The sequence below is a fragment of the Planococcus chinensis genome, from assembly GCF_042681545.1.
GTDB classification, from domain to species: Bacteria; Bacillota; Bacilli; order Bacillales_A; family Planococcaceae; genus Planococcus; species Planococcus chinensis.
Window position 1 is genome coordinate 621,421 of sequence record NZ_JBHUFW010000004.1, and the last position, 21,962, is coordinate 643,382.

The 21,962-nt window shown below is 47.8% G+C and carries 22 protein-coding genes and 1 pseudogene; 15 read left to right on the forward strand and 8 right to left on the reverse strand.

The features are described from left to right. Positions 1–80 precede the first annotated feature (80 nt). Entirely contained in the window at positions 81–872 is a 792-nt protein-coding gene (locus tag ACFSDB_RS05355) for an inositol monophosphatase family protein (RefSeq protein ID WP_204892614.1), read from the forward strand. 88 nt (positions 873–960) lie between these two features. Here the strand turns inward: ACFSDB_RS05355 and ACFSDB_RS05360 are convergent, their stop codons facing one another. After that, complete coding sequence (locus ACFSDB_RS05360; protein ID WP_204892613.1) at positions 961–1,146, reverse strand: YlaF family protein; 186 nt, start codon at positions 1,144–1,146, stop codon at positions 961–963. A gap of 110 nt (positions 1,147–1,256) precedes the next feature. Between ACFSDB_RS05360 and typA the strand changes: the two genes are divergently transcribed. Together typA and ACFSDB_RS05370 are read left to right on the forward strand one after the other, a co-directional pair. Next, positions 1,257–3,104: a translational GTPase TypA gene (gene typA, locus ACFSDB_RS05365; RefSeq protein WP_204892612.1), complete on the forward strand. Its 1,848-nt coding sequence runs from the start codon at positions 1,257–1,259 to the stop codon at positions 3,102–3,104. A 63-nt stretch (positions 3,105–3,167) separates the two neighbouring features. Beyond that, entirely contained in the window at positions 3,168–3,467 is a 300-nt protein-coding gene (locus ACFSDB_RS05370; RefSeq protein ID WP_204892705.1) for a YlaH-like family protein, read from the forward strand. Here ACFSDB_RS05370 and ACFSDB_RS05375 read toward each other — a convergent pair. From ACFSDB_RS05375 to ACFSDB_RS05385, 3 genes are read right to left on the reverse strand one after another with little or no spacing between them, the layout of a single operon-like run. Next, positions 3,461–3,910, reverse strand: coding sequence for a hypothetical protein (locus tag ACFSDB_RS05375; protein WP_204892611.1), 450 nt, complete (start codon positions 3,908–3,910; stop codon positions 3,461–3,463). The genes ACFSDB_RS05370 and ACFSDB_RS05375 overlap by 7 nt on opposite strands. Next, positions 3,910–4,113 carry a YlaI family protein gene (locus ACFSDB_RS05380; RefSeq protein ID WP_204892610.1) on the reverse strand — a complete coding sequence of 68 codons (204 nt, stop codon included), beginning with the start codon at positions 4,111–4,113 and terminating at the stop codon, positions 3,910–3,912. Before ACFSDB_RS05380 ends, ACFSDB_RS05375 begins: the two co-directional genes overlap by 1 nt. A gap of 11 nt (positions 4,114–4,124) precedes the next feature. After that, entirely contained in the window at positions 4,125–4,631 is a 507-nt protein-coding gene (locus ACFSDB_RS05385) for a peptidyl-prolyl cis-trans isomerase (protein ID WP_204892609.1), read from the reverse strand. 165 nt (positions 4,632–4,796) lie between these two features. Between ACFSDB_RS05385 and ACFSDB_RS05390 the strand changes: the two genes are divergently transcribed. The 3 genes from ACFSDB_RS05390 to pyc all read left to right on the forward strand — a co-directional run bounded on the left by ACFSDB_RS05390 (position 4,797) and on the right by pyc (position 9,764). Next, positions 4,797–5,078: an Fpa/YlaN family protein gene (locus ACFSDB_RS05390; protein ID WP_204892608.1), complete on the forward strand. Its 282-nt coding sequence runs from the start codon at positions 4,797–4,799 to the stop codon at positions 5,076–5,078. 63 nt (positions 5,079–5,141) lie between these two features. Then, positions 5,142–6,308 carry an FtsW/RodA/SpoVE family cell cycle protein gene (locus ACFSDB_RS05395; RefSeq protein ID WP_204892607.1) on the forward strand — a complete coding sequence of 389 codons (1,167 nt, stop codon included), beginning with the start codon at positions 5,142–5,144 and terminating at the stop codon, positions 6,306–6,308. Positions 6,309–6,323: 15 nt separating this feature from the next. Beyond that, the gene (gene pyc, locus ACFSDB_RS05400) at positions 6,324–9,764 is read left to right on the forward strand and encodes a pyruvate carboxylase (RefSeq protein WP_204892606.1); all 3,441 of its coding nucleotides are present in this window, start codon (positions 6,324–6,326) and stop codon (positions 9,762–9,764) included. 38 nt (positions 9,765–9,802) lie between these two features. Here the strand turns inward: pyc and ACFSDB_RS05405 are convergent, their stop codons facing one another. Beyond that, positions 9,803–10,666, reverse strand: a complete 864-nt coding sequence (locus ACFSDB_RS05405; RefSeq protein ID WP_377339612.1) for a COX15/CtaA family protein — start codon at positions 10,664–10,666, stop codon at positions 9,803–9,805. 401 nt (positions 10,667–11,067) lie between these two features. Between ACFSDB_RS05405 and cyoE the strand changes: the two genes are divergently transcribed. The 7 genes and pseudogenes from cyoE (at position 11,068) to ACFSDB_RS05440 (ending at position 17,586) form a co-directional block, all read left to right on the forward strand. Then, positions 11,068–11,985, forward strand: a complete 918-nt coding sequence (cyoE, locus tag ACFSDB_RS05410; protein ID WP_204892604.1) for a heme o synthase — start codon at positions 11,068–11,070, stop codon at positions 11,983–11,985. Between the two features lie 55 nt (positions 11,986–12,040). Then, positions 12,041–13,126 carry a cytochrome c oxidase subunit II gene (gene coxB, locus ACFSDB_RS05415; RefSeq protein WP_204892603.1) on the forward strand — a complete coding sequence of 362 codons (1,086 nt, stop codon included), beginning with the start codon at positions 12,041–12,043 and terminating at the stop codon, positions 13,124–13,126. A gap of 85 nt (positions 13,127–13,211) precedes the next feature. Next, a pseudogene (locus ACFSDB_RS05420) lies at positions 13,212–14,552 on the forward strand (cbb3-type cytochrome c oxidase subunit I); the annotation flags it as partial. Between the two features lie 490 nt (positions 14,553–15,042). Further along, positions 15,043–15,669 (forward strand): cytochrome (ubi)quinol oxidase subunit III, encoded by a 627-nt coding sequence (locus ACFSDB_RS05425; protein ID WP_204892601.1) that lies wholly within the window; start codon positions 15,043–15,045, stop codon positions 15,667–15,669. A 1-nt stretch (position 15,670) separates the two neighbouring features. Continuing rightward, positions 15,671–16,003, forward strand: coding sequence for a cytochrome c oxidase subunit IVB (gene ctaF / locus ACFSDB_RS05430; RefSeq protein ID WP_204892600.1), 333 nt, complete (start codon positions 15,671–15,673; stop codon positions 16,001–16,003). Between the two features lie 174 nt (positions 16,004–16,177). Further along, a complete protein-coding gene (ctaG, locus tag ACFSDB_RS05435) occupies positions 16,178–17,101 on the forward strand; it encodes a cytochrome c oxidase assembly factor CtaG (protein ID WP_204892704.1) in 924 nt (307 codons plus the stop codon). Between the two features lie 23 nt (positions 17,102–17,124). Next, positions 17,125–17,586, forward strand: a complete 462-nt coding sequence (locus tag ACFSDB_RS05440) for a DUF420 domain-containing protein (protein ID WP_204892599.1) — start codon at positions 17,125–17,127, stop codon at positions 17,584–17,586. Positions 17,587–18,172: 586 nt separating this feature from the next. On the opposite strand, the gene ytvI is transcribed toward ACFSDB_RS05440, so the two are convergent. Together ytvI and ACFSDB_RS05450 are read right to left on the reverse strand one after the other, a co-directional pair. After that, positions 18,173–19,231, reverse strand: coding sequence for a sporulation integral membrane protein YtvI (ytvI, locus tag ACFSDB_RS05445; RefSeq protein ID WP_204892598.1), 1,059 nt, complete (start codon positions 19,229–19,231; stop codon positions 18,173–18,175). 106 nt (positions 19,232–19,337) lie between these two features. Beyond that, a complete protein-coding gene (locus ACFSDB_RS05450; RefSeq protein ID WP_204892597.1) occupies positions 19,338–19,703 on the reverse strand; it encodes a YugN family protein in 366 nt (121 codons plus the stop codon). A gap of 142 nt (positions 19,704–19,845) precedes the next feature. Between ACFSDB_RS05450 and ACFSDB_RS05455 the strand changes: the two genes are divergently transcribed. After that, complete coding sequence (locus tag ACFSDB_RS05455; RefSeq protein ID WP_204892596.1) at positions 19,846–20,913, forward strand: CAP domain-containing protein; 1,068 nt, start codon at positions 19,846–19,848, stop codon at positions 20,911–20,913. Between the two features lie 6 nt (positions 20,914–20,919). On the opposite strand, the gene ACFSDB_RS05460 is transcribed toward ACFSDB_RS05455, so the two are convergent. Further along, entirely contained in the window at positions 20,920–21,405 is a 486-nt protein-coding gene (locus tag ACFSDB_RS05460) for a PaaI family thioesterase (protein WP_204892595.1), read from the reverse strand. A gap of 73 nt (positions 21,406–21,478) precedes the next feature. Between ACFSDB_RS05460 and ACFSDB_RS05465 the strand changes: the two genes are divergently transcribed. Beyond that, positions 21,479–21,925, forward strand: a complete 447-nt coding sequence (locus ACFSDB_RS05465) for a YlbF/YmcA family competence regulator (RefSeq protein WP_204892594.1) — start codon at positions 21,479–21,481, stop codon at positions 21,923–21,925. The last annotated feature ends 37 nt before the right edge of the window (positions 21,926–21,962 follow it).

A 21,962-nucleotide genomic window follows, 5' to 3' on the forward strand; every position in this document is an offset into this window, starting at 1 on the left:
TTTATCACATAATGGCACCTACTGAGATAAGACAGTATGTGCCTTTTTCATTTATAATAGTAGAAAAAGGGGGCAGTAAAGTGGATTTGCATGCATTAGACAGATATATCAAATCATTGATCAAAGAAGCGGGGCATCGGATCCGCAGCTCTTTCCGCATGGAAATCGAAATTGAAAGCAAGTCGCATATCAACGATTTGGTGACCAATATCGATAAGGAGATCGAAAATTTCTTCATCGAGCGCATCCGCCAGGATTACCCGGGCCACCGGATTTTCGGAGAAGAAGGTTTTGGGGATGACATCAAGGATATGGAAGGCGTCATATGGCTTCTGGACCCGATTGACGGGACGATGAATTTCGTCCATCAGCAGCGGAATTTTGCCATTTCACTCGGTATTTACCATGACGGGGTAGGGCAGCTCGGATACATATACGACGTGGTCAATGATGATTTATACCATGCCGTGAAAGACGGCGGCGCTTATTTCAACGATGAAAAGATGAAGCCGCTGGAGGAGACTTCCATTGCAGATGCGATTGTGGCCATCAATGCAATGTGGGTGACGCCGAACAGGTATGTCAGACACGAAGATACCATACGGCTGATCCAGGATGTCCGGGGGACCCGTTCCTACGGCTCGGCAGCCCTGGAACTTGCCTTTTTGGCAAGCGGGCGCATTGATGCCTATATTTCGATGAGGCTTTCCCCGTGGGATATCGCCGGAGGAGCGGTCATTGTCAATGAAGTCGGCGGCATCACTTCCAATTTCAAAGGGGAGCAGCCGAACCTTCTCGGGTCTGATACATTCATTGCAGCCAACCCTTCGATTCACGGCCGGATTTTATCGGACTATATCCAAATCAAATAAAAGGAGCGCAGAAAGTCCGGAATCCGGACTTTCTGCGCTCTTTATTTTGCGGAAAGCGGGTATCGTTGCATCCCTACAATCTGCTTTATTATAATAAACCTGCATCAATCATCTCTTTTTTCTTTTTGAAACCGCGTGCCATAATGAATCCGAGGAGCACGATAGCGAGCAAGATGCCCGGTATGCTGCGGAATCCTACGGCCACTCCGATTCCTGCCATTGACAACATTGCAGCAAGAGAATAGAAGACGAAAATCCATTTGATGTTTTTCACTTATTTTTCCTCCTGGCGTAAAACTCAAAATAAAATCTTAGGGTTTTTCCCCTACATGTGATATACTAACACAGTTATAGGGACGAAAAAAGAATAATTGGAGTGAAAGTATGACTAACTTACGTAACGACTTAAGAAACATTGCTATTATTGCCCACGTTGACCATGGTAAAACGACGCTTGTGGATCAGCTGCTGCAGCAATCTGGTATCTTCCGTTCGAACGAACATGTGGAAGAACGCGCAATGGACTCAAATGACATCGAAAGAGAACGCGGAATTACGATTCTTGCAAAAAACACTGCGATTCAATATAAAGACGCTAAGATCAACATTTTGGATACACCTGGACACGCTGACTTCGGCGGCGAAGTTGAGCGTATCATGAAAATGGTTGATGGAGTACTTTTGGTTGTTGACGCTTATGAAGGCTGTATGCCGCAAACACGTTTTGTTTTGAAGAAAGCTTTGGAACAGAACTTGAAACCGATTGTTGTAGTCAACAAAATTGACCGTGATTTCGCTCGTCCAGAAGAAGTGGTTGACGAAGTCATCGAATTGTTCATTGAGCTTGAAGCTAATGACGATCAACTTGAATTCCCTGTTATCTTTGCATCGGGTATGAACGGAACGGCAAGTTTGTCACCGGACCCAGCTGATCAGGAAGAAAACATGCAGGTTATTTATGATGCGATCATGGAGCATGTTCCAGCGCCAGTCGATAACCGAGATGAGCCACTTCAATTCCAGGTAGCGCTTCTTGACTATAATGATTATGTTGGCCGTATCGGTATCGGACGTGTGTTCCGCGGAACAATCGAAGTAGGGCAGTCGGTTTCATTGATGAAATTGGATGGTTCTGTGAAAAACTTCCGTGTCACAAAAATTCACGGTTTCATGGGCTTGAAGCGGATTGAAATCCAGAAAGCCGAAGCAGGCGACTTGATTGCCATCTCGGGTATGGAAGACATCAACGTCGGGGAAACGGTTTGTCCTTCAGATCATCCTGAAGCATTGCCGATCCTTCGCATCGATGAGCCGACCTTGCAGATGACATTCCTTGTCAACAACAGCCCGTTTGCCGGTAAAGAAGGCAAATGGATCACTTCACGCAAAATCCAGGAACGCTTGGATGCACAGCTGCAAACGGATGTATCGCTGCGTGTAGAAAATACAGATTCTCCTGATGCTTGGGTCGTTTCCGGCCGCGGCGAATTGCATTTGTCGATCTTGATCGAGAACATGCGCCGTGAAGGTTTCGAACTTCAAGTATCCAAGCCGGAAGTAATTGTGCGCATGGTTGACGGCGTCCGCTGCGAACCGGTTGAACGTGTGCAAGTTGACGTGCCTGAAGAGTACACTGGCGCAATCATCGAATCTTTGGGTGAGCGCAAAGGTGAAATGCTGGATATGATCAACAACGGAAGCGGACAAGTCCGTTTGGTATTCAATGTACCGGCCCGTGGCTTGATCGGCTACACAACTGAATTCTTGACGCAGACTCGCGGATACGGAATCATCAACCATACATTCGATAGCTACCAGCCAGTCGCTTCAGGGCGCGTTGGCGGACGCCGTCAAGGTGTGTTGGTTTCCATGGAGCGCGGAAAAGTTTCAACTTATGGCCTTATGGGCATCGAAGATCGCGGAACGGCATTTGTTGAAGTTGGCGCTGAAATCTACGAAGGCATGATCGTAGGTGAACACAACCGCGACAGCGATTTGACTGTAAACATTGTTAAAATCAAAGCTGCGACAAACATCCGTTCAGCAAACAAAGACCAAACGACAACGTTGAAGAAAGCTCGTTTGATGAGCCTTGAAGAAGCGCTTGAGTATTTGGCAGATGATGAGTATTGCGAAATTACGCCGCAAAACATCCGTCTTCGCAAGAAGATTCTTGATAAGAACGAACGCGAACGCATGGCTAAGAAGAAAAAAGTGGCCATCGAAGAATAATCATTATGGAATGGGAAGGATGTATAATCTGTGGGCGACGAACAAGCTTTTGTCTATGACAGTATGTATCCCGTTGCACGAGTCTTATATGAAAATCTGCCGAATTACACGATAGCCGGATATGCGCTTTTTGCGGTTATCTTCCTTTTATCGGCGTTTGTCTATAAGCTCGGCTTTGCAAAAAAATTATCGATCGGCAAAAACGCCGTAATTGCACTCTTCCTTCTTGCGGGAGGATTAGGCCTGACTTTCCTGGCTTTTTTCCTTCCGGTTGTAGAAGGGCTGGTCATTGCAGCGCTCATCCTGATCCTTTATAAAATCCGCCTCTGGCGCGAAAAACGCGAAAACGCTGCATCTCATTGAGATGCAGCGTTTTTGCGTTCAAACGTTTTATAAAGGATCGGAAGCGATAAGGCATAAGTCAAATGAGCGAACATCCAATAGAGGAAGGCTCCTAAATCCGTCAGTTCCGGCACATCTTCCCGCAGGGCGAGCGCAGAAAGCGGGAAGTACAACAGGTAGAGCGGAATGCTCATGACCAGGCTGAGTATGGTCAATTGGCCAAATGAATAATTCCAGTGTTTGGCGATATACACGAAAATGATGCAAAGTATGATGGAAATGGCAATATGGAAGGCAAATTCAATCGGTTCCGACCATTCCACTTTGCCAACCAAGGGAATAAAATCCACATTCAATAGAAGAGTGTAGATTTGTTTTCCGGTGACCGCTTGAATCCATTTCAATAACAGTCCAAGCAGCAGGCCGCTCCAGAAGCCGATCCAGATCCCTTTAAGAACTTTCATCAGAAGTCATCCTCGATTCTGCGGGAACTCCGGTAAAAATGGAAATTGCCGGTGGCGATCCGCTCTTTGGTCCGCTCGGTGATGCGGTCGTGGCATTTCTTGCACATATGGGTGTGGATCGGCCGGTTGCGCAGCCTCTTGGCTTCAAGCGTGTCATCAACCAATTCTTCAATCGTATCGCAGATTACGCATTTCACGCGCATAGCTTTTCCTCCTATTCGACCCGGATCGCCAAGATGTCCGTCATGGGGCTGTTCAGGTTCGAGCCGTCCGGCAGCAGGATGTGCACGGGGCCGTCTTCTTTAAGCGGCTTGCCTTTTTCGCTGAACTTAAAGATCAATTCTTCTGCTTCCTGAATCGGGAAGGCATGTTCGCCGTTTGCCGTTTCGAATACGACAGTATCCGCTCCGGCTGCAGGTTCGGCAGTTTTTAAGAAAGGCGCGAATTTCATGCCGAATGTGCCGGTCATCATTTCCTGCTTTTCCTGCCGCTTGTAGGTCTTTTCAGAGTTCAGTGTAGGAGGGACAGTAGCGCCTTCCATGATCTCGCGCGACCAGTGTTCCCCCATGCCGCGTTTGTATTCCTCCAATTCGTCTTTCTCAATCCGCTCCTCGGTGAAATAGGTTTCCAAATTGAGTTTGCGGTCGTCAAAAATCCAGACAGTCGGATCCAGCGTTATTTTGAATTTCACTTCACCTTTAAACGGTATGATAAATTCCATTGTTAACCCTCCATCAAATAATCGATCTTTTATCAGTATACCGTTTCCTGCTAAATTCCTAAAGGGATTAATTCTGCGGCGGATAGAGGCTTGCAATTTGGCTGTTTAAAAGATACACTTTAAACAGGTTATCATAGCTAAATATCATTTAATGGGGGAGTCCTCATGGAACATACAGAAGAACAAACTTATCAGCTGAAGGCTCTGGAACTCCTGAAAGCCGACGCAGAAAAAATTGAGCAACTGATAAAAGTCCAGATGGACAATTTGACGCTGCCGTCTTGCCCCTTATATGAAGAAGTGCTGGACACGCAAATGTTCGGGCTTTCGCGGGAAATCGATTTTGCCGTAAAATTAGGCCTTATCGAACGCGAAACCGGAAAAAATCTGATGGATACGCTGGAGAAGAAACTCTCGATTCTCCATGAAGCGTATACAAATAAATGAACCAAAACTCAAACGATTCTTGTTTGAGTTTTTTTACTAATCCAAAAAAATGAGGTTATTCCAATGAAACAGTATTTTAAGAGATATATGAAAAATTTCGATTATCCATTATTCTTCGTCTATATTGCATTAACGCTTTTTGGGTTAGTGATGATCTATAGTTCGAGCATGGCCTGGTCAGTCAATTATTATGGCGATGCACCTGACCGCTTTTACATACAGCAATTGATCAATTTGGCCATTGCATTCCCGGCGTTTGCGGTGGCAGCGTTCTTCCCGTACAAGCACTTCAACAAGCGATGGATGATGATGACGGTACTGGGGGTCATCTTCCTCGGCCTGGTCCTTGTGCACATCATCGGATTTGAAGCAGGCGGGGCGAGAAGTTGGATCAGCCTCGGCTTTGCCAATTTTCAGCCTTCGGAAGTTGCCAAAGTCGGAATCATCCTGTACTTGGCAGGCGTCTTTTCCAATAAGTACAAAAACGGCACCATTAATAAACTGAACGAATCGGTCGCTCCGCCGGTCATCATCTTGACGCTTGTGCTGCTGTCGGTATTCTTTGAACCGGACCTGGGGTCCATGATGATCATCGGTGCAGTCGGGTTGTCGGTAATGGCGGCAAGCGGCATCAAGTTCAAATACTTTGCAAGGCTGGCAGCCATTGTCGTCGGAGCATCCGCCGTATTTATCATCCCGATCATGCTGTTTGCCTCGGATATGATCTTTACCGAAAAACGGCTTGGCCGGCTGGACGCCTTTTTCAATCCCTTTTCTGATGAATTGGGGTTCGGCCTTCAAATCGTCAATGGGTATTTGGCCATCGGCTCCGGCGGACTGAGCGGGCTCGGCCTTGGGCAATCGATTCAGAAGCTCGGCTATCTTCCGGAACCCCATACCGATTTCATCATGTCTGTCATTGCAGAAGAGCTTGGCGTATTCGGCGTTCTGTTCGTCCTTGGCGGCCTTGGCTTTATCGTCCTTAAAGGGCTGGCAATTGCAATGACTACTGATGACCCGCTTGCGCGGATGCTTGCAACAGGCGTATCGAGCATGATCGGCATCCAGTCGTTCGTCAACCTTGGCGGCCTGACCGGCTTGATTCCGCTGACCGGGGTCACCCTTCCATTTATCAGCTATGGCGGAACGTCGGTTATTTTGTTATCTTTAGCTATGGGAGTATTGATGAATGTTTCCATGTTCCACAAATACGAAAAATCCAAAAAGTAAAGGGTGTGCTGCGAGTTGAAGGAGATTAACAAAATCTTGGTGGCCAACCGCGGAGAAATCGCAATTCGGATTTTCCGCGCATGTACTGAACTGAATCTTCGGACGGTTGCGATTTATTCGCAAGAAGACAGTGGATCTTACCATCGCTATAAAGCAGATGAATCTTATTTGGTTGGAAAAGGCAAAAAACCGATTGACGCTTATTTGGACATTGAAGACATTATCCGCATCGCGAAAGACTCAGAAGCGGACGCAGTACATCCAGGATACGGATTCTTATCCGAAAACGTGCACTTCGCACGCCGGTGTGAGGAAGAAGGCATCGTCTTCATCGGGCCGACATCCCGGCATCTTGATATGTTCGGCGATAAAGTCAAAGCGCGCGAACAGGCGATTGCGGCAGGCATTCCGGTTATCCCAGGAACAGATGGGCCGGTCGAGTCTCTTGAAGAAGTAATCGAGTTCAGCAAGACAGCCGGCTTCCCGCTGATGATCAAAGCATCACTTGGCGGCGGCGGACGCGGCATGCGCATTGTGAAGGAAGCAGACGAGCTTCAATCCGCTTACGAACGTGCAAAATCAGAGGCCAAAGCGGCTTTCGGATCAGATGAAATGTATGTGGAAAAGTACGTAGACAAACCAAAACATATAGAAGTGCAGATTTTAGGGGATGCAGAAGGCAATGTCATCCACCTTTACGAGCGGGATTGCTCGATTCAGCGGCGGCACCAGAAAGTCGTGGAAATAGCGCCATCCAACTCGATCAGCAATGAGCTGCGGAATGCAATCTGTGATGCAGCTGTAAAACTGATGAAGAACATCGATTACATAAATGCGGGGACCGTTGAATTCCTGGTGGCGAATGACGAATTCTACTTTATCGAAGTCAATCCGCGTGTCCAGGTGGAGCATACGATCACCGAAATGGTTACTGGAGTCGATATTGTCCATGCCCAAATCAATATCGCCAAAGGCCATTCCTTGCACAGCGAGGAAATCGGCATACCCGAGCAGAAGGACATCCCGCTCTTCGGATATGCCATCCAATCCCGTGTCACGACGGAAGATCCGCTGAACGACTTTATGCCGGATGCCGGAAAATTGATGGTCTACCGCTCCGGCGGCGGATTCGGAGTACGTCTTGATGCAGGAAACGGATTCCAGGGCGCTGTCATTACACCGTTCTACGATTCATTGCTGGTGAAACTGTCTACATGGGCAGTGACATTTAAGGACGCAGCAGCAAAAATGGACCGCAACTTGCAGGAGTTCCGGATCCGTGGAATCAAAACAAATATTCCTTTCTTGGAAAATGTTGTAAAACACCCGAATTTCTTAAAAGGTGAATTTGATACAAGCTTTATCGATTCGACGCCGGAATTGTTCATTTTCCCGGTACGGAAAGACAGAGGCACAAAATTGCTGAGCTATATCGGCAATGTCACCGTCAATGGCTTCCCAGGAATCGAGAAAAAGAAAAAGCCGATCCACGCCAATCCGAGAAAACCTGAAGTCGATTTCACTGCGCCGATACCACAAGGCACAAAGCAGATTCTTGATGCCCAAGGGCCGGAAGGTTTAGTGAAGTGGATCCACGAACAAAAAGAGGTCCTGTTGACAGATACGACATTCCGCGACGCTCACCAGTCGCTACTGGCGACGCGTGTCCGTTCGTTCGATATGTTCAATATCGCCAAAGAGACGGCCCATCTCCAGAATGACCTGTTCTCAATGGAAATGTGGGGCGGAGCGACATTCGATGTGTCTTACCGCTTCCTGAAAGAAGATCCATGGCAGCGGCTGATCAAATTGCGCGAACAAGTTCCGAATGTCCTTTTCCAGATGCTGTTCCGCGGCGCCAATGCCGTCGGCTACAAGAATTATCCGGATAACGTCATCCGGGAGTTCGCCCGTGCATCAGCGGATGCCGGCATCGACGTGTTCCGCATCTTCGATAGCTTGAACTGGATCAAAGGCATGGAAGTGGCGATTGACGAAGTCCGCCAATCCGGCAAAATCGCGGAAGCGGCCATCTGCTATACCGGGGACATTTTAGACCCGAGCCGTGATAAATACACGGTCCAATATTATAAAGACATGGCTAAAGAACTGGAAGCGGCAGGCGCCCATATTCTTGCGATCAAGGACATGGCGGGACTACTGAAGCCGGAAGCGGCTTACCGCCTGGTTTCGGAATTGAAGGACACGGTTTCCTTGCCGATCCATCTGCACACGCATGACACTAGCGGAAACGGCATTTACCTGTATTCGAAAGCGATCGAAGCAGGCGTCGATATCGTCGATACGGCCCTGGGCACTATGGCGGGCCTTACATCGCAGCCAAGTGCGAACTCGTTGTATTACGCGATGAAAGGCGGCGGACGGGAAGTACGGACGGATGTAGCGTCGCTCGAAAAACTATCGCATTATTGGGAAGATGTCCGGAAGTATTACAGCGATTTCGAAAGCGGCATGAACAGTCCGCATTCTGAAATCTATGTCCATGAAATGCCGGGAGGCCAGTACAGCAATCTGCAGCAGCAGGCTAAAGCAGTCGGCCTTGGCATGCGCTGGGAAGAAGTGAAAGAAATGTACTCCCGCGTCAATATGCTTTTCGGCGATGTGGTCAAGGTGACGCCATCGTCCAAGGTCGTAGGAGACATGGCCTTGTTCATGGTTCAGAATGACTTAAATGAAGAAACAGTGCTGACGCGCGGAATGAACATCGATTTCCCGGAATCGGTCATCGAATTTTTCGAAGGCTATATCGGCCAGCCGCACGGCGGGTTCCCGAAGGAATTGCAGTCGGTCGTCCTGAAAGAGCGTAAACCGATTACGGTGCGCCCGGGAGAATTGTTGGAGCCGGCAGATTTCGATGGCATCAAGAACTCCTTGTTTGAAAAATTGGAGCGCCCGGTAACCAGCCAGGAAGTGCTGGCTTATGCGCTGTATCCAAAAGTGTTCGATGAATATACGGCCACTGATCAGCAATTTGGCAATGTCTCAGTGCTCGATACACTGACGTTCCTCTACGGCATGAGGCTGGGAGAAGAAATTGAAGTGGAAATCGAAAAAGGGAAGACTTTGATGATCAAAATGGTGTCGATCGGCGAACCGCAAAAAGACGGAACCCGGACCATCTATTTTGAACTGAACGGGCAGCCCCGCGAAGTGAGCATACAGGATATGACGGTAGAAACAGATGCATTGGCACGGCCGAAAGCGGATCTGAAAGATGAAACGCATATTGCGGCAACGATGCCAGGCACCGTTTTGAAAGTGGTCGGGGAAGTCGGAGCGAAAGTGAAGCGCGGCGATCACTTGCTGGTCACTGAAGCGATGAAGATGGAAACGACCGTCCAAGCGCCGTTCGACGGCAACGTGAAGGCGATCCATGTAGGAGCTGGCGACGGCATTTCAACCGGCGATTTATTGATTGAAATGGAAAGAGTATAAATGAAAGAGCCGGTGCATGCGCACCGGCTCTTTTTTGTTTATGAATTTTTGACGCGGCTTCTCGAAACGAGCAAGACCATATAGCAGAGCAATCCGAAGAGCATAGAGATCAACAGTGAATGAAGAAGTGCGACAGCCAAATTCAGTTTGGTGAGGACCACTAGCATGCCAGTCGTCGCTTGAAGAAGCACGATGATGAAAGCGGTGATCCAGCCCCAGTAAATGACGCGTTGGTCTTTGTAATTCTTGAAAGCGTGCCAAGCGATAACGCCGAGCCAGATGACGATCAATCCGGCTGCGAACCGGTGGCCCATCTGCACCCATTCGTACATATTGTTCGGCAATGCAAATTGGTCATTCCGGCAAAGCGGCCAGTCTGAACAGATGAGGCTCGCTTCTGTATGCCGGACAAGTGCGCCGGTATAAACAACAATATAGGAGTAAAGCGTGACCCCGATGGTATGGTACTTCAATTTCTTGCCAATCATCACACGGTCTGCGTCGAACTTCCGGTCGACTTCGAACACCAGGAGCGTAAGCAGCAAAACCGAAGCGAAGGAAATCAATGAAATGCCGAAGTGGAGCGCGAGGATAAAGTCGCCTTGCCCCCACAAGACTTGGGCAGCACCGATCAAAGCTTGGAGGACCAGGAAGAAGACAGCCATCGAAGCAAGGAACTTGGTTTCGCGGATATGGCCGTATTTTCGCCACGCCCAAACCGCCAGTACAACGATCAGGATGCCGACAGCACCGGTGACCAAGCGATGGGAGAATTCAATCAGCACTTCGGCGGTGATCTCATCGGGAATCAGTTCGCCGTTGCAGCTCGGCCATGACCGGCCGCAGCCCATGCCGCTCTCTGTCTTCGTGACAAGTGCACCACCCAGCAAAATCAGCAGCATGCCGATTGTCGCCGCTACTGCAAACCATTTTATATATTTACTTTGTTGCAAGGATGTCACCTACTTTTTTCGATAAAAAACTTTTTTAAACCGTCCTTTGCCTGCATACTCGATAATAGCGAAAGTCACAATAAAACACAACGGAAAATGAGGTTTCACGGAAACTTTCAAGATTTGGACATAATACAGGGCGGCTTCACAAACTGTTCAAAAACTAATTTTTTTCTATCTTAAAATAACGTGAATACTCATGTATGATGAGGAGAGCATATTTCTGAGACAAATTACATGAAATCATCGCTTTTATCGGGAAATTGCAGTTTGCTGTGGAAAAATGGCTGGAATTTAGATATAGTTATGGTTAGCGGAATATGCTTACAACTTTGAAAGGAGGGGGTTTTATGTCAAACGGCCGGTCTTTATCTGCAGAAGACCATCAGGCAGCTGAAACGACCACATTCCTGGCAGATTTTCTTGCTTTGATCAAAATCGGAATCGTGAATTCGAATTTAATAACCGTTTTTACGGGTCTATGGTTGGCTTTTCAGTTTTCTGACAGGCATTTTCTGCAGGAGTTGGACATTCTCGCTTATACATTGGTCGGTTCAGCATTGATCATCGCCGGTTCTGCTGCGATGAACAATTACATTGATACTGACATCGATCCATTGATGGAGAGCAAGAAAGCGCGTCCGACTGTTACCGGAAGATTCAAGCCGTCTGCTGTATTGGCACTCGCTTCGTCTTTCATCGTTCTAGGCGAAATATTTTTGTTCTCTGCTTCTGTTTCAGCTGGTGTTCTAGGGATAGCAGGAATCTTGGCTTATGTGGTTCTTTATTCGATGTGGTCCAAGAGAAGACATGTCGGCAATACAATTGTGGGGAGCATCTCGGGAGCGATCCCGCCGCTAATCGGCTGGGCTGCAGTTGAACCGTCGCTCGGCATGGGCGCATGGGCATTGTTCCTGATCATGTTTGTCTGGCAGCCTCCGCATTTTTATGCGTTGGCCATGAAGCGGACTGAGGAATACCGTGCAGCCGGCATCCCGATGCTGCCCGTAGTCAAAGGATTCCACCGCACGAAAAAATCGATGCTTGCATGGGTTTTGCTGCTGTTCCCTCTGCCATTCCTGTTAATGGATCTCGGAATAAGCTTTATCATTCTGGCTACGCTTCTGAACGCCGGTTGGCTGTATCTGGCTATCCGCGGCTTCAAAGCGCAGGATGATTTGAAATGGGCGAAGACAATGTTCATCTATTCGTTGAATTATATGACCATCCTATTTGTTTCGATGATCATTTTCGCCGTCTTCGTCTAGTTTCCCAACATTATCAGAACACATTCATTTAATTGAGAGAGGGGTATGAAAAGCTATGATACAAGGGCTTAAAAAGTGGCGTCTTTTCGCTTTAATGACGGCTCTGCTCGTCTTTCTATCGGGCTGTGGACGAGAAGAGATCTCCACATTGCTGCCAGCCGGCGAAGTAGCCAGCGACCAATTCAACTTGTTGATTTTGTCTTCAATCGTAATGGCATTTGTCATTCTAGTTGTAACCGTCATCTTCATTTTGGCAATTGTTAAATTCCGCCGTTCAAAACTTGGAGAAGATCTGATTCCTGAACAAGTTGAAGGAAGTGCACGTTTGGAATTCCTTTGGACTGCCATTCCGATCGTATTGCTTTTAATCCTTGCAGTTCCTACAGTTTATTCAACTTTCGACTTGGCAGACGTTTCTTCTATGGACGTTGCTGCTGAAGACGGAAGCATGACAAACTTGACGGTAAATGTAAACGCTAAATTGTACTGGTGGGAATTTGAATACCCTGAACAAGGAATTGTTACAGCTCAGGAATTAGTTGTGCCAACAGGAGAGAAAGTCTACTTTAACTTGATTTCAGCAGACGTTAAGCACTCTTTCTGGATTCCTTCAATCGGCGGTAAATTGGACGTCAACACAGATAACGTCAACACATTCTACTTAACGTTCGACAAAGAGTCTTCTGAATTGGAAGACGGCGTCTTCTACGGCAAATGTGCCGAGCTTTGCGGCCCTTCGCACGCTTTGATGGACTTCAAAGTCAAAAGCGTAACTCCTGAAGAATTCGATCAGTGGGTTGCTGCAATGCAAGAAGAAGCTACTCCAGCTGAAGGCGAACTTGCTCAGCAAGGCGAACAGCTTTTCACTGAGAAAACTTGTATCGCATGCCACGCCACTTCTGGTGTTGGAAAAGGCGGCGGAGTTGGACCGAACGTAGCTACATTCGGCGACCGCAACCGCGTTGCCGGAATTCTTGAACATAATGAAGAAAATGTTAAAGCGTGGATTCAAGATCCACAACAATACAAGCCGGGCAACTTGATGCCTAGTCCTGAATCTTTGAACAACGGCGAGAAATTCTCAGAGCAAGAGCTTGATGCACTTGCTGCTTACTTGATGAGCTTGTCAGTTGAAGAGTAAAAGAATCGGAGCTTAAAAAAGGGAGGTATACATTGTGAGTTCTATTGCTCAAAAAAAGGGCTTCGGTGCTACCATTTGGGACTACATGACGACGGTAGACCATAAAAAAATCGCGATTCTGTACTTTATCTCCGGTGGCTTGTTCTTCGTCATCGGCGGTATCGAAGCGATGTTGATCCGAATCCAATTGATGAAGGCAGGGAATGATTTCCTAAGTGCCGGAACATATAATGAAGTATTGACAATGCACGGAACAACAATGATTTTCCTTGCAGCGATGCCATTATTGCTGGCGTTCATGAACGCGGTCATGCCTTTGCAAATCGGCGCACGTGACGTAGCATTCCCGTTCCTGAATTCACTCGGGTTTTGGCTATTCTTGTTTGGCGGTATCTTCCTGAACCTTTCTTGGTTCCTTGGCGGTGCGCCAGACGCAGGTTGGACAAACTATGCTTCATTGGCCCTTGCATCTGAAGGCCATGGCATCGATTTCTATTCACTTGGTTTAACGATTGCCGGTTTCGGTACGCTGATCGCCGGGATCAACTTCCTGGTTACGATCATCAACATGCGTGCACCGGGTATGACGTATATGAGAATGCCTTTGTTCACATGGACGACTTTCGTGGCTTCTGCGTTGATCTTGTTCGCTTTCCCTCCACTTACTGTGGGAATCTTCTTCATGGTATTCGACCGCCTCTTCGGCGCGAATTTCTTCGACGTAGCTATGGGAGGGAACACGATCATCTGGGAGCACTTGTTCTGGATCTTCGGGCACCCTGAAGTTTACATCCTAGTATTGCCGGCGTTCGGTATCTTCTCTGAAATCTTTGCGATTTTCTCTCGCAAGCGTTTGTTCGGTTATACTGCTCTAGTATTTGCCACAATCCTGATCGGTTTCTACGGCTTCATGGTTTGGGCTCACCACATGTTCACAGTTGGTCTTGGGCCGACAGCAAACGCTGTTTTCGCTTTAGCGACAATGATCATCGCTGTACCGACAGGCGTAAAAATCTTCAACTGGCTCTTAACGATTTGGGGAGGAAGCATTTCCTTCACGACGCCGATGCTCTACGCAATCGCGTTCATTCCATCATTCGTTGCCGGTGGGGTAACAGGAGTCATGCAAGCGATTGCGCCGCTTGACTACCAATTGCACGATTCTTACTTTATCGTAGCGCATTTCCACTACGTAATCGTTGGTGGGGTTGTACTTGCCATCTTGGCGGCGACACACCTTTACTGGCCGAAAATGTTCGGAACGATGCTTAATGAAAAATTGGGCAAAGTGACTTTCTGGTTGTTCCTGATCGGATTCCACTTGACGTTCTTCATCCAGCATTTCCTTGGTTTGATGGGAATGCCGCGCCGCGTTTATACATTCGGCGCTGACCAAGGATGGGATCTTTACAACGCCATCAGTTCTTTCGGAGCTTTGTTCATGGCAATCGGTGTCATCGTTCTGGTGATCAACATTATCATGACTATCGTTAAAAACGAGCGTATTGGCAACGACCCATGGGGAGACGGCCGTACACTTGAATGGGCGGTTCCATCACCTGCACCATTCTACAACTTCGCGCAGACTCCGCTTGTGCGTGGTCTTGATACTTACTGGATTGAGAAAATGGAAGGCAATAAAGAAGGCATGGTTTATGCAGAACCTCTTGACGATATCCACATGCCGAACGGCTCGATCATTCCTGTCTTCATCTCACTTGGCATGTTCATTGCGGCATTCGGGGCTCTTTACTATATGGACGGCGACAAGCCATGGGCATTGCCAGTCCTGATCATCGGTCTTGGAATGACTTTCGGATCAATGCTTCTGCGTTCACTGAAAGATGATCTTGGGTTCCATATTACAAAAGAAGAATTGATGAGAGACGCTCAAAACACCAAAGGGGGTAAAACAGATGGACTTAAATAAGAAATATACCCCTCAAACGTGGCCGGACCATCCGGAAACAGCAACACTCGAAGGAAAAAATAAATTCGTCGGTTTTTGGCTGCTTCTTGCAGCTGAGACTGTGACGTTTGCCTCGCTTTTCGCGACTTATCTGGCGCTGAAAGACAAAGGGCCAAGCGGCATGGAATTTACCGCTTCCGGTTTGTTTGAATTGCCGCTCGTCTTCGCGATGACAATGATTCTTTTGACTTCGTCTTTGACAAGCGTTTACGCTATGTACCATATGAAAAACCATAATTTCAAAGCGATGCAAGCTTGGCTTGGAATTACCGTTCTTCTTGGTCTGACGTTCCTTGGGCTTGAGATCTACGAGTTCAACCATTATGTACATTTAGGATTCGGATATACCCACAGCGCATTCAGTTCAGCTTTCTATACGCTTGTAGGGACCCACGGAGCGCACGTATTGTTCGGGCTTAGCTGGTTCATCGCTTTGATGCTCCGCAACTCTAAGCGCGGATTGAACATGTACAATGCACCGAAATTCTATTTAGCATCACTATACTGGCATTTTATCGACGTAGTTTGGGTATTTATCTTTACTGTAGTCTATTTGATGGGAGTGATCGGTTAATATGGCACACGACGTTCATACACCAACAAGATCCGGTACAGAATACGAATACTTGCGCCGCCAGCGCTCGAAAGAAATGCGCGGGCAGCTGACATCGTTTGCAATGATGATCTTCTTGACATTGATTGCATTCACGACAGTTGCAGCTGGCTTTTCAAATTATCTGATCGTGCCGATTATTCTTCTATTGGCAGCCGTTCAGGTCGTACTGCAGCTTTATCATTTCATGCACATGAGCAATAAAGGACACGGTACAGTCGCGTTCTTCATGTTCAGCGGAATTTTTGTTGCGTTTATCACTGTCCTGACTTTTGTCACGATTATCTGGTGGTAAACAGCCGAACCCCTCACCTATTAGGTGAGGGGTTTTGTTTTGGCCAGAAATTGAGCCGCAGAATCCGCCCGGAATCCTTTCTTGGCGGCAATTGTCATAGTTCGTTCATTGATATAGCTGTCGAGGCACTATATAATGAGGGTACTTGAGGTTAAAGGGAGGTAATCAGGCATGATGCCGATCAGTATTTTTGGATTCCAGGCGCTCTGGAGCCCAGTGTACTTGGGAGTTCTCGTTCTAATTACGATTTTATATTTTTTGGTTGCCACCAAGTGGAGATACAAATTCAAAGACAGCGAACCTTTAAAGGCGCGTGAGGCAATTCTTTTTGTTTCCGGCATGATCCTGCTTTATTTGGTGAAGGGCGGCCCGATCGATTTGCTGGGCCATATCATCTTCACCATGCATATGGTTTCAATGGCGCTGCTTTTGCTGCTGATCCCGCCGCTATTGATCATGGGGATTCCTTCATGGATCTGGCGTCCATTCGTGAACTTGCCGTTCATTAAACCGGTTTTCGACTTTTTCACAAAGCCGATGCTGGCGCTGATCATTTTCGGCATGGTTTTCTCGTTTTACCACATTCCGCTCGTTTTCGACTTCCTGAAAATGAACAGCTGGCTCCATGCGGCTGCCAATGTGGTCTTGTTCGGATCTGCCATCCTTTATTGGTGGCCGGTCGTCAATACCTTGGAAGGTTCTTATAAATTCCATGGGCTAAAAAAATTGGCTTATTTATTCGGCTTGAGTGTTTTGATGACCCCTGCCTGTGCGCTGATCATTTTCAGCGGAGATCCTTTCTATGCAACCTACACAGACGGAGAAGCGTGGATGCAGGCAATGGCATTATGTGTGCCGGCTGGCACACTGTCCCAATTAGGCCTCTCAGGCCCGGAATTATTCTCGCCGATGTCCGCGCTTGAAGACCAGCGCACCGGCGGCATTGTCATGAAAGTGTTGCAGGAACTCGTATTCACGGTCTTCCTGTGGCTCGTATTCTATGAATGGTTAAGAAACGAAAATGCCAATGCAGACGAAATCACTGAAAAAGTTATGCAGGACAGAAAAGAAATGGCGTACCACAGACATAATGCTTAATGAAGCTAAAGGGGATCACTTGAATGAATTTGCCGTTATTACCGACGATTAGTACGTTTTTTATTGTTTTGAGCGCTGTACTGGTGGCGATTGGCTGGTACCTGATCAGCAAACGCCGCATTGAAGCGCATAAAAAGATGATGCTGGCCGCTGGCGCTTCTGCGCTGACGTTCTTCATCATCTATGTTTCACGGACATTATTTATCGGAAATACCGCTTTTGGCGGACCGGACGAATACAAGATTTTCTACACCATTTTCCTGATCTTCCACATCACACTAGCGACGACAGGCGGGGTCATGGGGCTGATCACAATTTGGCTCGGACTGAAGAACCGCCTTGAAAAACACCGCAAACTGGGGCCTGTCACAAGTGTCGTTTGGTTCTTTACTGCCATCACCGGAGTCATGGTCTATCTATTGCTGTATGTCATTTACGAAGGCGGACACACTACTTCCGTGTTCAAAGCGATTTTAGGCGGATAAGAAAAAAGGAGAACCCGACATGGGTTCTCCTTTCAGATTGTAGACAAAGTCTAATTCGAATGAATAGAGATGCATAAGCCCGACCGGGCTGGACACTTCGCTTTCCGTGGGCTCGGCTTCATTCTCCTCGTCACTGAAAAACCATGCTCCTGCATCGCTGCGCTAGCTTCGTCGCAAAGACTTGGCCTCGCAAGCTTCGACCAATGTCTTTCCTGCGGGGCCTTCAGCTCGAGTCGCTCAGTCGCTTCGCTCCTTTACTGCTCCCACAGGAGTCTCCATAGCCAGCCCGGTCGGGAGCATCATCTGTATCTGATAGAGGAGATAAGAATATTAATCCTGCTTTGGCCTGCTGGGAACAAGCCGCTGGCTTCAGGATCCGCAACGGAAGGCGGCGACTCCTGCGGGATAGCGAAGTGCCGAAATCCACTCGGACGCTAGTCCGAGTTAGTTCGGCGCGAGCCCGCGGAAAGCGTCCGCCTGAAGTGGAGGATCCTACACAGCTTCCATTAGTTTTATTAATCGAATTGAAAAATTATTCTTTTGTCTACAAGCTCAAAAGGAGAACCCAACATGGGTTCTCCTTTTTCTATACTTTAAAATCGACTTTAATCATGCCGGCTTCGCGGGCGGATGTAAACAGGATGACGATCAGCGGACCGATGAAAAAGCCGAGGAAGCCGAAGAGCTGAAGCCCGATATACATGGCAACGAGCGTAGCAAGCGGCGACAAGCCGATATGGCTGCCCATGACTTTTGGTTCGACGGTTCTGCGGATGACCAGCAGGATCAGCGCCAGTACCGCAAGCTGAGTGCCAAGGACGATATCGCCGGTGATGAACTCATAGATGAACCATGGAGAGAGCACCAGGATCGAGCCGAGAATCGGGATGAAATCGATCAGCCAGATGAACAGCGACATGGCAATGGCATATTCAGGAACGATGATGAACAAGCCGACCAGGGAAACAAGGAAAATGATGACACTGACCAGGAACTGGGCTTTCAGGAATCCGAAAATCACGTGGTTTAACCGCGCAGCCATGAACCGCACTTTTTCAGCGGTGCTTTCTTTCAATCGTTTGAAGAGCATCTCTTTCAGATTAAGCAATTCGAGCATGAACAGGAACAGCGCAATCGTGAAGACGATAAAGCTGACCAGAAACGAAGGGATGCCGGTCAAAAGGTTGGTCACGGTATCGTAGTTGACGATATTGACGACCCATGTCCGGATGCCTTCCAGAAAGCCGGCCAATTCGGTTTCAAAAGAAGAAACCACTTCAACCGGCATATCTTCCGTCGAACGGAAAAAGAAAGCTTGGACTTCATTCCACATTTCCGTCATGGAATTCACATACTCAGGGACCATTTTTGAAAACTGTATGATTCTTCCAATCAACTGGGTGACCGTCCAGTACAAGATGCCGGATATGGCCAGGAGGAAGAGGATGAAAACGGATATGACGGCTGATTTGCGTTGCCATTTGAATTTATTTTGCATAAACCGGACAAGCGGCTCCAGCAGAATGGCTGTCAGCAAAGCAATAATTAGCGGAATCGATATGGGCAATATGTATACGGAAATTAAAATCAACACCGCCACTGCCAGGGCGATGGTGAACACGCGTTTATTAAACCACTTATTCACTGCAATCCTCCTTAATTGTTCATAAACCTATTATACCAAGTTGGAGACGGCACATGTAGGGAAGATGATAGAAAAAACCGCAGTTCAGGAATGAACTGCGGTTTGTTTATGCTTTGATTCGGAATTCTGCAAGATCTGTTTCGATCGCCTTCAATACGTCGACGCAAGATTTAACCAAGTGTTCTGGGAAATGCTCGCTTTCGCCGTACTCGACGCCGTGCGGGTAGTAATGCTTTCCAAGTACCGGCTTCATCACGTGGACGATGGCATCGTTTGAATCGATGTCGCCGTCAACAGCATATGCGAAGACACGCAGATAATAGGTTCCTTCGCGCACGATGAATTTGCGGTCGAAAGTGACGCGCTCGTAATCCCATTGGCCTTCTTTGGTCAAACCATGTCTTCTCATAATATCGTCTAGCAATGCGAAATCTACTCGCAAGTCCTCAAGTCCTGTATTCTCAAAATACATAGGATCTCCTCCTCTATCTCGTAACTGATTACACGCTTCTTTAATAATAGATGAAAATATTGGTTGTTGCAATGGCGAGATTGTGTCAGAATACAGACGGCTGTTATAATTAATGAAATAGAGCCGGAAGGGGACTGATAGAATGAAGAACTTGTTGCGCATCATGATTTTTCTATCGGTCATCCTGATCGTATTTTTTTATTTTGATACATCTATTGAAGAAAACGAACCACTGGAAGCCCCTGTCACGATGGATCCGCTGCCCGCCGACGACCTGGAGGAAGATCCGCTGGAAGTGGACCGCCCTACTGAAGGGATATCAACCTATGTCGGCAAACCGGCCGAAACATGGCTGGCTGACTACGGGACGCCGGCACGAAAGGAGCCGTCGTCGTTCGGCTATGAATGGTGGGTGTACAGCCAGTCCTTCTCGAGTTACGTGATGGTGGGCGTCAAAGAAGGGCAGATTGTGCAAGTATATGCTGCAGGCACGGCAGTGGACGCTTCTCCATATGAAATTGGACAGAAGCTAGAAGATCTGTACCGTTTTACAATAGTAGAAAATGAAATCACCGTAAAATACGGCTCCAGCATCTATACGTTCAGCTTAAGCGGTGAAGACACCAAAAGGCGCTTATTGGTGCGTTTCGAAGATGTCTATGCCCAATTGTATATCGACGAAGAGGATCATGCGCTCGAAGCTGTCCGCTTTATGGACGCCGAGACCTTGATCCGCCACCAGCCTTATGACATGATGTACACCGGCGAATTGCTGCCGATTACCAAACCTTCATCGACGCTGCAAATCGCAATCGACGAAGCGAATGCCAAGCAAATCATCGATTTGACGAATGTCTATCGCCTGCACCATCAAAAACAGGCGCTGGCCGTCAATCCTTCCGTAAGCAGCCTTGCTGCGCTCCATAGCCAGAATACAGCCAAGAAAAACTTGGCTTCGGGCGAGGAAGTGGAGCTGGAAAGCCTCGACAACCGGCTGACGGAAGCCGAGATTGAATTTGAAAGTGCAGCCGAAAATACGGCATCGCAATATTACGATGCGATGGAGGCTGTGCATGGCTGGATCAACTCGGAAAACCATCGCGATGCTATCCTATCCGACCGGTTCAACGAAATCGGAGTCGGGGCGTTCGGAAAATATTACACCCAGATCCTGCTGCTGCAGGAACCGGAACCTGCCGAAGGGGAATAAAAGCGGTCAGCTTTTTTTCTCGACGAGGAAGAACGAGCCTGTAGCCGTAGCGATATGCTTGCCGTCTTCTTGGATGATATTGCTTTCGATCACCATCGTATGGCGGCCCTTGCGGATCATGGCGGCTTCCGCCGTGATGGTATCGGAAGTGGCGACGGCCAGGTAATGAATCATAAGGTTTGTCGTGACTGCGGCCATGCCGGGAGGGGCTTCGCTATTAGCGAGAGTCCCCATGGCTGTATCCACCAGGACTGCGAGTATCCCGCCATGCGGAATGGAGATGTTGTTATGGATGAACGGTGTATTCGGGATTGATACTGCGCTGGTCCCGTTCTCCGTTTCTCTGGTCATGTTCAAAGAAGCGCTCAAGTACGTTCCGAATTCCCCGCGCTGCTTCTTTTCGAAATTCGTGAGGAAGTCGGTCAATATTTTAATATCTTCCGGTGTGCTGTCTGCTAGAATGCGGTCGAATTGGGTAGTTAAGCTATTCATGGAACCATTCCTTTCAATATGTATGAAAATGGGAGTATTTCTGCTATTATGGGAGTGTAGAGGAGGAATACACATGTTTATGACCTATGAATGGGCGCAAATTACTGACTCTGCAGAAGAGTTGAGCGAAATGATTTTACAGTCGGAGCAGGCTGAGCAATATCGGGCAGCCTATAACGCCGTCTATAATGATAAAAATCTTGCAGATGAGATTGCCGCATTTGCCAGATTGAAAGACCAATATGAAGAAGTGCAGCGCTTCGGCAAATACCATCCGGAATATAGCCGGGTGATGAAGCAGATCCGCATCGACAAACGCCGCCTCGATTTGAATGAAAAAGTGGCGGAGCTGCGGTTCGCGGAAAACAGCCTGCAGGATCTGATAGACCAAGTCAGTTTTATCATCGGGAGATCGGTTTCCGAGGCGGTCAAGATCCCTTCGAGCAATCCCTTCTTCTCGTCCGATTCTTCTTGTGGCGGGAGCTGCGGAACCGGCGGCGGCTGCTCTTGTTCTGCATAATGGATTTCGCAACGGTTCTTTTGAAAAGAGTGCAGGA